The organism is Bacillus sp. 1NLA3E, from assembly GCF_000242895.2.
GTDB lineage: Bacteria > Bacillota > Bacilli > Bacillales > Cytobacillaceae > Bacillus_BU.
Genome location: NC_021171.1, coordinates 3,717,574 through 3,730,105 on the forward strand (window position 1 = coordinate 3,717,574; position 12,532 = coordinate 3,730,105).

Annotated in this window: 11 protein-coding genes; 3 read left to right on the forward strand and 8 right to left on the reverse strand. The window is 37.9% G+C overall.

Translation table 11 applies throughout. The features are described from left to right. Nucleotides 1–14: 14 nt before the first annotated feature. The 6 genes from pfkA to dnaE form a co-directional block, all read right to left on the reverse strand. Nucleotides 15–974: a 6-phosphofructokinase gene (gene pfkA / locus B1NLA3E_RS17805; protein WP_015595227.1), complete on the reverse strand. Its 960-nt coding sequence runs from the start codon at nucleotides 972–974 to the stop codon at nucleotides 15–17. 300 nt (nucleotides 975–1,274) lie between these two features. Next, nucleotides 1,275–2,252, reverse strand: a complete 978-nt coding sequence (gene accA / locus B1NLA3E_RS17810) for an acetyl-CoA carboxylase carboxyl transferase subunit alpha (protein WP_015595228.1) — start codon at nucleotides 2,250–2,252, stop codon at nucleotides 1,275–1,277. Further along, a complete protein-coding gene (gene accD / locus B1NLA3E_RS17815) occupies nucleotides 2,246–3,115 on the reverse strand; it encodes an acetyl-CoA carboxylase, carboxyltransferase subunit beta (RefSeq protein WP_015595229.1) in 870 nt (289 codons plus the stop codon). The genes accA and accD overlap by 7 nt, the downstream gene beginning before the upstream one ends. Nucleotides 3,116–3,281: 166 nt before the next feature. Then, a complete protein-coding gene (locus B1NLA3E_RS17820; protein ID WP_051120232.1) occupies nucleotides 3,282–3,845 on the reverse strand; it encodes a FadR/GntR family transcriptional regulator in 564 nt (187 codons plus the stop codon). Nucleotides 3,846–3,909: 64 nt separating this feature from the next. Next, on the reverse strand, nucleotides 3,910–5,148 hold the full coding sequence (locus B1NLA3E_RS17825; protein WP_015595231.1) for an NAD(P)-dependent malic enzyme: 1,239 nt from the start codon (nucleotides 5,146–5,148) through the stop codon (nucleotides 3,910–3,912). A gap of 125 nt (nucleotides 5,149–5,273) precedes the next feature. Further along, nucleotides 5,274–8,633, reverse strand: coding sequence for a DNA polymerase III subunit alpha (dnaE, locus tag B1NLA3E_RS17830; RefSeq protein WP_015595232.1), 3,360 nt, complete (start codon nucleotides 8,631–8,633; stop codon nucleotides 5,274–5,276). Nucleotides 8,634–8,704: 71 nt separating this feature from the next. On the opposite strand from dnaE, the gene B1NLA3E_RS17835 reads away from it, so the two are divergent. Continuing rightward, nucleotides 8,705–9,154 carry a YtrH family sporulation protein gene (locus tag B1NLA3E_RS17835; RefSeq protein WP_015595233.1) on the forward strand — a complete coding sequence of 150 codons (450 nt, stop codon included), beginning with the start codon at nucleotides 8,705–8,707 and terminating at the stop codon, nucleotides 9,152–9,154. Continuing rightward, nucleotides 9,124–9,654: a sporulation membrane protein YtrI gene (ytrI, locus tag B1NLA3E_RS17840; protein WP_236619585.1), complete on the forward strand. Its 531-nt coding sequence runs from the start codon at nucleotides 9,124–9,126 to the stop codon at nucleotides 9,652–9,654. Before B1NLA3E_RS17835 ends, ytrI begins: the two co-directional genes overlap by 31 nt. 39 nt (nucleotides 9,655–9,693) lie before the next feature. Here ytrI and B1NLA3E_RS17845 read toward each other — a convergent pair whose 3' ends face one another. Next, entirely contained in the window at nucleotides 9,694–10,617 is a 924-nt protein-coding gene (locus tag B1NLA3E_RS17845) for a DHH family phosphoesterase (protein WP_015595235.1), read from the reverse strand. Between the two features lie 108 nt (nucleotides 10,618–10,725). Between B1NLA3E_RS17845 and B1NLA3E_RS17850 the strand changes: the two genes are divergently transcribed. Then, the gene (locus B1NLA3E_RS17850; protein WP_015595236.1) at nucleotides 10,726–11,031 is read left to right on the forward strand and encodes a YtpI family protein; all 306 of its coding nucleotides are present in this window, start codon (nucleotides 10,726–10,728) and stop codon (nucleotides 11,029–11,031) included. A gap of 67 nt (nucleotides 11,032–11,098) precedes the next feature. Here the strand turns inward: B1NLA3E_RS17850 and B1NLA3E_RS17855 are convergent, their stop codons facing one another. After that, nucleotides 11,099–12,418, reverse strand: coding sequence for a CBS domain-containing protein (locus B1NLA3E_RS17855; RefSeq protein WP_015595237.1), 1,320 nt, complete (start codon nucleotides 12,416–12,418; stop codon nucleotides 11,099–11,101). Nucleotides 12,419–12,532: the final 114 nt, after the last annotated feature.

The following is a 12,532-nucleotide window of genomic DNA, read 5'->3' on the forward strand; positions in this document are numbered from 1 at the left end:
CTAGAAATAATCCCTTAAATAGAAAGCTCTTTTGATAGTTTTGCCAATTCAAAATCCACTGAATGTTTTCGAGATAAAGCTTCGATAATGTCGTAATCAACTAAACGATTACCTTCCATACCAACTGCTCGTCCGCCCTTATTATTAATTAATAATTCCACAGCGTGTGCGCTTAATCTGCTTGCTAACACCCGATCAGCTGCCGTTGGTGAGCCGCCACGTTGCATATGCCCTAATACAGAAACACGAACATCAGCATTTGTCGCTTCCTTAATTTTCTTACCTAAATCAACTCCACTACCTACACCTTCTGCAATGACAATTATACTATGTTTCTTGCCACGCTCAGAACCTTTCTTCAACCGATCTACGATTTCATCCATGTTGTATTTCTCTTCTGGAATAAGAATTGTTTCAGCTCCGCCCGCTAATCCAGACCAAAGCGCGATATCACCTGCATCTCGGCCCATAACTTCAATAATAAATGTTCTTTCATGCGAAGTTGCTGTATCACGAATCTTATCAATTGCATCGATGACTGTATTTAAAGCTGTATCAAAACCAATGGTTACCTCAGTACCTGGAATATCGTTATCAATTGTACCTGGTACACCTACACAAGGAAATCCTTGTTCTGTTAAAGCTTTGGCACCTCGATAAGATCCATCCCCTCCAATTACTACCAAGCCATCAATTCCATGGGCTTTTAATTGCTCGATGCCCTTTTGTTGACCTTCTTTTGTTTTAAACTCTTCACACCGCGCAGAATATAGCATTGTTCCACCACGATGGATAATATCCCCAACGGAGCCTAATTCGAGTTTTTGAATGTTGCCACTAATTAATCCTGCATAGCCACCATAAATTCCATATACCTCTAATTCGTGGTAAATTGCTTTCCGAACTACTGCACGAACTGCAGCATTCATGCCTGGAGCATCTCCACCACTAGTTAAAACGCCAATTCTTTTCATGTTGACACCACCTAATTAAATTTAAGAAAAAGTATGTAATAACCCATAAAAGCCTTTAAAAAAGTTGACTCTCTTATTATGAACATTATCCTTAGGAATATTTCTAAAATAACATGAAGAAAGACGTATAACAACTAATCATCGACTTATTTTTTATAGACGGAATTATTCGGAAAATGCAACCGCTTCACTTGAAAAACGATACCCATTTCTAGGATTTTTCTTACAGATTCCTCAAACATATACTACATAGATATAGAAAACCCGTGACTGTTATATAGCAGCCACGGGACTACGTTCTTATTTCACGACACTTAACTCTGATGAAAATGTGTATGCGCCGATTTTCTTGAATTTTTCATAGCGATCGTCAACAAGTTCCTCTTTTGAGAGCTTGAGTAATTCTTTCAAAGAGGTAAGGATCATCTTATCAATTTCTTCGGCTTGCATTTTAGTATCTTTGTGCGCTCCACCTTTAATCTCGGGAATAATCTCATCTATGATTCCCAACTCTTTCAAATCTGGAGCTGTAATTTTCATTGTTTCGGCGGCTTTTTTTGCAAGAGACGCATCCCGCCATAAGATCGAGGCTGCCCCTTCAGGAGAAATAACAGAGTAGGTTGAGTTTTCCAGCATAAAGAGGCGATTTCCGACGCCTAAAGCCAGTGCACCACCACTCCCACCTTCTCCTATGACTATACAAATTACAGGAACCTTTAGACTTGCCATTTCAAACAAATTTCTGGCAATTGCTTCGCTTTGTCCCCGTTCTTCTGCCGCTTTTCCTGGATATGCCCCTTTAGTATCGATAAAACAAACGATTGGGCGACGAAACTTCTCGGCTTGTTTCATCAACCTTAATGCTTTTCTATATCCTTCAGGATGAGGCATGCCGAAGTTTCTTCGGATATTTTCCTTTGTATCTCTTCCACGTTGGTGACCAATCACTGTAAGTGGCAAACCGTGAAACTTGGCGATCCCGCCAACAATGGCTTCATCATCTCTAAACGTTCTATCCCCGTGCCATTCAATAAAGTCAGTAAAAAGATGAGGGATATAGTCTAACGTTGTTGGTCTGTTCTGAAGTCGGGCTAACTGAACACGATCCCATGGTTTCATATTTTCATATATGTCTTTTTCTAGCTTTTCAAGCCTAATTTCAAGTTTAGCTATTTCTGATGATAAATCTACATCAGCTTTTACTGTGAACTCTTTCAACTCAGTAATTTTTTTCCTAAGCTCAATGACCGGGCGCTCAAATTCTAATTCTCCTACCATTGAAGCTCACCTCCCGGTTGGTGAATGTCAAGAATGGTTGTGATCTTTTCCCTTAATTCCTGTCTTGTAATAACTGCATCTAATTGACCACACTTTAAAAGGAATTCAGCGGTTTGAAAATCATCCGGAAGCTCTTCTCTAATCGTTTGCTCAATAATTCGGCGACCTGCAAAACCAATTAATGCCCCTGGTTCAGCAAGATTAATATCACCAAGAGAAGCGAAGCTTGCTGAAACTCCACCAGTCGTTGGATGAGTCATGATTGAAATAATCAACCCACCATGATCACTAAACCTTTTTAAAGCAACACTTGTCTTGGCCATTTGCATCAAACTTAAAGCACCTTCTTGCATTCTTGCCCCGCCTGATGCAGTAAAAATGATAAACGGAACGGATAACTCATCGGCTTTTTCAATTGCTCGGGTTATTTTTTCTCCAACAACAGACCCCATACTCCCCATTCGAAAGGTAGAGTCCATAATCGCAACTACCACTGTAAAATCGTTTACTTTGCCGACTCCAGTTACAACTGCCTCATTTAAGCCTGTTCTTGCATGATCGCTTTCCAGTTTTTCCAGATAATCAGGAAACTGCAGTGGATTAGTTGAAATCATATTTTGGTTGATTTCCACAAAACTTCCCTCATCAAGAAAACTCTCCATACGTTCGTTAGAATTCATTGGATGATGGAATCCGCAATGTAAGCAAACCTTTAAATTTTTTACAAATTCTTTTGTATACATATTTTTTTTGCAATTTGGACATTTCGTCATGATTCCTTCAGGTACATCCTGATTTGCTGTTTCTGAAGGAACAGTAGCATATTTCTTCTTTTTTGACTTTGTAAAAAGTTCTTTAAGCAAGGTGGAACCTCCCTTGTTGGTACGCTAAAAATTAAGCAGGTAACAACATATCATTATTATCCCAATCCATTGGGATTGTCTAAGTGGCCAGACCACTCACATAAAATATTCTGCTTGTCTATCCATTATATGAGAGTGTCTATTATAAATCTGTAGGATTATGTCGTTAGTATCCCGACAATTTTCGTAGTTCGCTATATACGGAAATGATTGCTAATTGATCTTTAGCAATCAAGGCTTCCACAAGAGCAGAATAATAAGTTGTTGGAATAGGCTTCTCATGTGACGGCAATGAATTGTAGTATTCTTTTAAAATTAACCAGATTCTTAATAATAACCGATTTTCGGATAATTTAACAATGTTTAAAAAATACTCATCATCAGAAAAAGGGTTATTTTGGACCCAATTGTAAAAAATATTTAACTTTTCATCATTATTTCTTTGAACTATAAGTAGTAAACTGTCTAATTCAATTAAATATTTCGTTTCTGGCACATCTTTTTTAGCTTGCTTATCTTGAAGAACAAATGTACTCAGTAATTCTACAAGTTGATGGCCACGAAAGTCTCGGATAAACGTTCCTTCTCCTCGTCTTGTTTCGATTAAACCTAAAAGTTCTAACGAGCGAAGTGCCTCTCTAACAGAAGAGCGCCCTACATTTAGGCGCTCTGTCAGTTCCCTTTCTGAGGGAAGTTTATCTCCAGACTTAAGATTGTCTGATTCAATCATCATTCTCAATTGTTTGACTATCTCTAGATAAACCTTTGAATTCTGTGATGTATTCAAATTTATGTCACTCACTTTTTCCGATACTAGCAAGCTTCCTCGTTTTTTCCTTGATCTCCTCAATATCAACTTTCAACCTAGCAACCCCAGTTTCCATTGCAGCTTTGGCAACTGCAGCAGCTACAGCTGGAGCAACACGGGGATCAAAAGGACCAGGGATTACATAGTTTGCATTCAGCTCTTCTTCACTAACTAGGCTGGCAATAGCATTTACGGCAGCCACTTTCATCTCTTCATTGATGTGGGTGGCACGAACATCTAATGCACCGCGGAAAATACCCGGAAACGCAAGTACGTTATTTACCTGGTTTGGAAAATCTGACCGTCCTGTCCCAACAACCATTGCCCCTGCTTCTGTCGCAACGGCAGGCATAATTTCAGGGTTTGGATTAGCCATCGCAAAAATAATTGGATTTTCATTCATTGATCTAACCATGTCAGCTGTTAGTGCACCTGCAGCGGAAACACCAACAAATACATCCGCGCCTTGAATCACTTCTGCTAAGCTTCCAATTCGATTCTCACGATTAGTAAACTTTGACACTTCGTCCTTTACAGGATTCATTCCATTAGGGCGGCCTTCATAGATGGCTCCCTTTGTATCACACATAACAATATCGCGAACACCGAAGCTGTACATAAGCTTAATAATGGCTATTCCTGCAGCTCCAGCACCATTCGCAACGATTCTAATTTCACTCATTTTTTTACCTGAAAGTTTTAGGGCGTTGACTAGCCCAGCTACCGTAACAATGGCCGTCCCGTGCTGGTCATCATGGAATACTGGAATATTGGATTCCTTTTTCAAACGCTCCTCAATCACAAAACAATTTGGAGCAGCAATATCCTCAAGATTTACGCCACCAAAATTAGGTTCAAGTAGTTTTACTGTTTCGATAATTTTTTCAACATCAGTCGTATTTAAACATATTGGAAAAGCATCAACACCAGCAAAGCTTTTAAACAAAACTGCTTTTCCTTCCATTACAGGCAGGGCTGCTTCCGGTCCAATGTTTCCAAGTCCTAAAACAGCAGTCCCGTCAGAAACAATCGCGACCATATTCCCCTTCATTGTATAGTCGTATACGGTTTCGGGTTTATCATAAATATCTTTGCAAGGCTCTGCAACGCCTGGTGAATAGGCTAAACTAAGATCCTTACCATTTTGAACTTTCACCTTTGAAATTACTTCCAATTTCCCTTTATTCATTCTGTGCATGTGTAATGCTTCTTCACGTAAAGTCAATTTTCCCACTCCCTCAATTGTTCCAATAAATAGCATACTCGCCTTGCTATTGAATTCTTCCTCATGGTGGTCTGACCACGTTGTCTATATCAATATATACCATTCCTGTTTTAGATGTAAAGATACTATTTTTTCAATATTACATTATCATTCCCTAGGAAATCTTTCAATTCACCTATACACTTCTCAGATCCATTTATTCTGTCGTCATCTGATAATAATACATTTTTTTCAGAACCTTCATAATGTAAAACAACATTAATATCCCCCGAATGTTGATTTACTAATACTTTTAATTGTTGAAGATGTTCTGGTGTTTGTTTACTAAGCTCTATTCTTAAGTATAAGGTAGACTTATACATTTTCAACAAATATTCAGAAATTTCCTTTCCATTTTTGATAATAAATTGGATTTTCCCAACTCTTTCTTCAATATTTCCTTCTATCACTATCATTGTCCCTTGTTGAAGGTTATTAGCAATCCTTTTGTAAACATCCGGGAAAACGACTGCCTCTGTTTCCCCACTTTGATCACTAACTGATAAAAAGGCCATTGAATCGCCTTTTTTAGTACGAATTTTCTTCACATCATTAATGTAAACTCCAGCAACTACCTGCTTTGATCCTTTGTGAAGTTCTGCAAGCGGAGTAGCCCCTGCGGTGTGAAGTTGTTTTTTAAATGAAACAATTGGATGATCAGAAAGAAAGAGACCTAATACTTCTTTTTCAAGGGTCAATTTATTCTCGATTGTTAATGGATCGACCTCAACATATTTCGGTTTAATGATAAATTCATCGTCAGAAAATAAATCAGTTTGTGATGAATCTAGGGGTTGCATTAGTTGGGCGTGCTCAATGGCAACGTCTAAGCTAGCTAATAGAACGGCACGATCTTGATCAAACTCATCCAAAGCCCCTGAATAAATGAGAGATTCAAGGGTTTTTCGATTAATTGTTTTTAATGAAACTCGCAAGCACAAATCAAATAAATCACGGAAAGGCTTTATCCTACGAGCTTGAACAATTTCCTTCAACGCATTAACGCCTACTCCCCTAATTGCTGATAAACAGTAACGAATCGCACCATTTTCAACATGAAAGGAATAATGGCTCTTGTTAATGGATGGGGACAGCAGTTTAATTTCCATCTGTTGTAATTCACGAATAGACTGAACCAATTTTGCTTCATTTCCAATGATTGAGGTCAAAAGACAAGACATAAAATGAACTGGATAATTTGCCTTTAAATAGGCTAGCTGGTAAGCAATTAGGCTATAAGCAACAGCATGGCTTCGGTTAAAACCGTAATTCGCAAACCGAACGATTAAATCGTAAATCTCATCAGCTGTTTTCTCACTATATTGATTTTTCATGGCTCCCTTTACAAAATGATTTCGTTCTTTATCTAGAGTCTGCTTTTGTTTTTTGCTAACCGCACGACGCAGCAAATCTGCTTCCCCTAATGAGAAACCTGCCATACTTGATGCTATCTGGATGATTTGTTCTTGATAAACAATAACACCGTAAGTATTTTTTAAAATTGGCTCTAAGTCAGGGTGAGGATAAGCGATTTTCTCAATACCGTGCTTTCGCTTGATAAAAAGTGGAATATTTTCCATTGGACCAGGACGATACAATGCGTTGACAGCAACAATATCTTCAAAGGATGTTGGCTTAAGTTGCTTTAATACTTTTCTCATTCCATCTGACTCTAGTTGAAAAACACCTGTGGTATCCCCTTTACTCAACAAATCGAAAGTTATCTTGTCATCTAAAGGAATTTTACGAATATCAATTCTTTTACCCTTGTGGCGGTAGATGGAAGATAAAATGGACTCCATAAAGGAAAGGTTTCTTAACCCAAGAAAATCCATTTTCAGCAATCCGACATCTTCCAAATATTCCATTGAATATTGCGTTAAATACACTTCATTATGTCCAGATTGAATTGGGACTGATTGAACTAAGGGTTGTTCGCTAATGACGACACCTGCGGCATGAATGGATGTATGTCTAGGCAATCCCTCCAGCTTTTTGGCTGTAGCAAACAAGCGCTGATTCTGTTCTGATTCCTCGACGAACTTTCTAAGTGGCTCTGATTCAAGGTAAGCATCCTTCAAGCTAATTCCTACCCTTGGCGGAATATACAATGATAACTGATCCACCTCTTTGGGATTAAAGCCAAAAACTCTTCCTACATCCCTCATAGCAGCCTTAGCTGCAAAGGTTCCAAATGTGATAATCTGAGCTACATGAAGCTCTCCATATTTTTGGGAGACATATTGAATCACTTCTTCACGTCTTGTATCTGGAAAGTCAATATCGATATCCGGCATTGAAATCCGTTCAGGATTCAAAAACCGCTCAAAAAGTAAATGATGCTCGATAGGATCCACTTCGGTAATTTGTAAAACATACGCCACCATTGAACCTGCCGCTGAGCCTCTTCCAGGTCCTGTTAATATTCCGTTTTCACGTGCGAATCTCATAAAATCCCAGACGATTAAAAAATAATCACTAAACTTCATTTTATTGATGATGTTTAGCTCATATTGAAGCCTTTTTTTATGTAGATTTGTCGGACTATGATACCTTTGGTGAAATCCTTCCATACAAAGCTTTTCAAGTAGGAGTTCGGCAGTTTGTCCATCCTCGATTGGATATTTTGGAAGTCGTTTTTGATTAAGGTCTAAGTGAACTTGGCACCTTTGGGCAATTTTAATAGTATTTTCCAAAGCATCCGGAAAATCCGCGAAAAGATCTACCATTTCCTTAGCATCTTTCAAGTAGTATTGGTCTGTCTCCAAACGTTCGCGGTTCTCATCCTGAAGTTTTACTCCATTCTTAATGGCAAGTAAACATTCATGAGCAAATCCATCCTCTTTTTCTAAAAATTGAACTTGGTTGGTTGTCACCAGTGGAGCACCAGTGACTTTAGAAAGCTGAGTCAATGACAGAATTAACTCCTTTTCTTTGGCGGTCCCATGGTCCTGAAGGGCTAAATAAAAGGCCCCTTCACCAAAAATCCCACTGTATAATTCAACAATTTCCTTTGCACTCTCTGAATCACCATTTAAAAGATGGTCCTCAATTTCTCCATCTAGACCTGGAGTCAAGGCTATGAGACCACTTGTGTAGTGTTTTAGCCATTTAATTGGGATTCCTTGAGGTGATTTTGTTTGAATGGTACTGGTTATTTTTAGCAAATTTTGAAATCCAGTTAAATTTTGGGCAAGCAGGACGAGTGGAAAAGCTTGCATCTCATCTATCTCGCTTACAACGTCTACAGTCAATCCAATAATGGGTTTAATTGACTGCTTGAGACATTCTTTATAAAAGGCTATTATGCCGTACATAACATTTCTATCTGTTAAAGCAATCGTCGAAAATCCTTTTGCCTTTGCATCCTTAACAAGCTGGGAAACTGTGGCAGTACTGGATAACAGGCTATAAGAACTGTATACATGTAGGTGAATATAAGACAAGTTTCCTCACACCCTTATCACTTCTATCTATTTTTATTATAAAGTTAAACATCTAATTAAGAAAAGAAAATATGTTCTTATTTATAATTTTCCGGACCATTAAAATACTTTTGATAAAATCATATTCTCAAAGGTTTGTCCATAAAATAGAATATGTCTCTCAAAAAAGGATGGTTGATTTCGTGAAGGAAGCGTCGTTTTTTCCATCATTTATTGAAAGCTATTTTATTGCAGTTGGGGTATTACTGGGCGGTTCCATTATTGGTGGTTTGGCAACGTTTCTAACTGGAAATCCACCCTTAACAGCTATTTATCGACTTTCTAATCTGTTGAGAATTTGGGCTATTGTCGCAGCAATAGGAGGAACCTTCGATACCGTTTACAGCTTTGAAAGAGGGTTCCTGGAAGGTGAAACCAAGGATTTATTTAAGCAATTTTTGCTTATTTTAGCAGCATTAGGCGGCGCACAAACAGGTGCAGTCCTAATTAAATGGCTAACGCAGGAGCATTTAGCGCCATGAGGATTCCTCCCTATTATCATAAACCATCATGGCAACAGTTTTTTTCTGGATTAGCGATTGGGGGAGCAATTAGTTGGTGTATGTTTTTATATATTTTTGGTGTTTGGCAGGAAAAACAAGCAAATCAGATTCATAAACAAGAAGAAGATATTCAAGAATTGAAAAGTGATATTAAAATTTGGCAAGATGAATTTCAAGCGTTAAACAAAAAGAATATTGAGCAAATGACCCTTCAAAAAATTCAAATAAAGATTTCTAATGGGGAAAAGTATAATTTGGATCGACTGAGCATTTATCAAATTGAGGAAGGTGTTAAAGATGACATCAATATGGTGATTGCGAAGGATTTAGAAACTGTTTACAAAAGTAGAGAGCTATTAAGGAGAACAATCGAAAACAAAGTAGTTAAGGTGAGCGGAAAGCGGTACCGCTTGGAAATTAAGGAAATCTTCATTTATACAACCCTATCGATTAAACTAGACATCCATTTAGAAGAATAAAGGAAGAGGCTGGCCGTTTTCGGTCAGCCTGATTCCTATTTATTTACATAATTCCTCGATATCGCGGATGACATGATCGACTTCGTCCCATGAATGAATCGATGCTCCAGCTGCAAGTGGGTGACCCCCACCTTTATACTTTTTAGCAACTCCATTGATAACTGGACCTTTTGAACGAAGTCTAACGCGGATTTGGTCATCCTCTTCAATGAAGAAAACCCAAGCCACAATTCCTTCTACATTACCTAAAACGCTTACTAATAGAGATGCTTCTGAAACTCTCGCATCAAATTTTTGTAGTAGCTCTTTCGATAAAATCATCGAGGCGACACCTGTTGGTCTTGCCACAAAATTTTGCAGTACGTATCCATTTAACTTCACAATATTTGGCTTAAGTTCATACATCTTATCGTAAAGCTCTGTTCGGGAAAATTTGTAATGAATCAGTTCTCCTGCATATAAAAATGTCTTATCCGTTGTACTTGGATAAAGAAATCTTCCAGTGTCTCCAACAATTCCAGCATATAGAAGTCTTGCCGCTGCATCATTTATAGTTAAACCTTGTTCCTTTGCCAACTCATAAATCATTTCACTTGTTGAGCTAGAACTTGTTTCGACCCATACGATATCACCATATGGATCTTCATTTGGATGATGGTCTATTTTGATCAACATATCCCCTGTGTTGTATCTCTGATCACAAATTCTTTCTTCATTTGCTGTATCACATACAATAACGAGTGCACCATTATATGTTTCTTGAGGGATAGAATCGAGCCTTCGTAAAAATTGGAGCGATACCTCTTCCTTGCCAACAGCATATATTTGTTTTTCAGGATAGTTTGCTTGCAGTAGTTCAACTAGTCCACATTGGGATCCATAAGCATCAGGATCAGGACGGACGTGTCGATGTACGATAATTGTTTCATACTTGCTTATAGCTTCTAGTATTTTTCCCTTCATAACTGACTCCTTTATATGAAAATTCAAAATTTATAGCTTGATAATGGTATTTTGCCTGAAAGATAGCTAAAATAGGAAGAGATTATCAATGCTTGGAGGAAAGTAAAAATGCCGATTCTTGTTTTTTTGATTGTATTCTCCCTTGCCCTATTTCTTTTTTATAAAACAAAATATTTCCGTTCCCATCGCCCTGCTGAACGAAATTGGCTTTCTGCAAAATCAGGTATTACGCTTGGACTTTTTGTTGGTCTGTTTGGAATTAACCAACTTTTCTTATTCCATACGACAGTTACTTATGTGGTTTCAGCCCTTTTTATCATCATTGGCAGCCTTAGTGTGCTTAATGGAATAAAAGCGTATAAGTTTTATCTGCCTTATGCACGACAAGAAGCTGAAGAATGGAGTCATAAATAACAAATTAATCTTTGTCGATAGGATATGTTATGAAGCTGATCTATAAGTTCAAATAGATTAGCTTTTATTAACTTCGATCAATCAACTGACACATCATCAATGCTTTTCCCACTAAAACTCCATCATTATAAATCTCTACATCCACTTTACCAAACTTCCGACCAACATCTAGTATTTTGGGACAAACTTCAAGTGTACTTTCAATTTGGACCGGCTTTAGATAGTAAATGGTCATATTTTCAACAACCAAATCACCTTTTTTTGAGCTTCTCAAGACTCTATTGGACGCTTCCGTCACAATCGTTGCTAACACTCCATAAGAGATTGTTCCAAGATGATTGGTCATTTGCGGGGTAACCTGACATCGATAAACCTCTTCTCCTTTTGGTTTTCCTTGAATAAGGGTGAGTTGGCTTGTCACTGTATCATCAATTGTTTCCCCAACCTGAGGCTGTCGCTGAACCATTTGTAATGCCTTAAGAACATCCTGCCTAGAAATCATTCCTTCTAATTTGTTTGAGTCATCTACGACAGGAAGAACTTCAATCCCTTCCCAAACCATCATATGTGCTGACGATGCAACACTCGTTTTCCCACTAACGGTCATTGGGTTCTTTGTCATTATTTTATCAATCTGAGTATCCTGCTCATTACCAATTACGTCCTTCGATGTAATCATACCTTGAATCTTCATATTATGATCAACAACAGGGAACCGACTATGCAATGTTTCACGGTTGTGATGATACCAATCGGAAATTTTATCATCCGTTTTCAAAAAAATCGTATTTTCTAGTGGTGTTAAAATATCTTCTACAAGAACAATCTCTTTTTTTATCAGTTGGTCATAAATAGCCCGGTTGATCATCGTTGCCACAGTAAAGGTATCATAGCTGGTAGAGATTACTGGCATTTGAAGTTCGTCTGCTAATTTTTTCACATGATCTTCTGTATCAAAACCTCCGGTTATTAATACAGCCGCCCCTGCTTTTAAAGCAAACTCATGAGCTTTTGTACGATTCCCGATAATCAATAAATTTCCCGCACCCGTATATCGCATCATCGCTTCAAGCTTCATTGCTCCAATGACAAATTTATTAAGAGTTTTATGTAATCCCGCTCTTCCGCCTAGTACTTGGCCATCTACAATATTGATTACCTCTGCGAAGGTGAGCTTTTCAATATTTTCCCTCTTTTTTCTTTCAATTCGGATTGTGCCAACCCGCTCTATGGTACTAACATAACCTTTGTTCTCTGCATCTTTTATTGCTCTGTAAGCAGTGCCCTCGCTTACACTCATTGCTTTTGCAATCTGGCGTACTGAAATTTTCTCACCCACCGGCAGTTCATCAATATATAGCAAAATTTGTTCGTGCTTTGTAGCCAAGCGCTTCACCCTTTTTCTAGTATTTCCGAAAGTTTAAATTCATCTAGTAAAAATACTTATTCTTATATTATAAGGTGAATAGTTGCTTGATTCAATTTTATATATTGATGAACT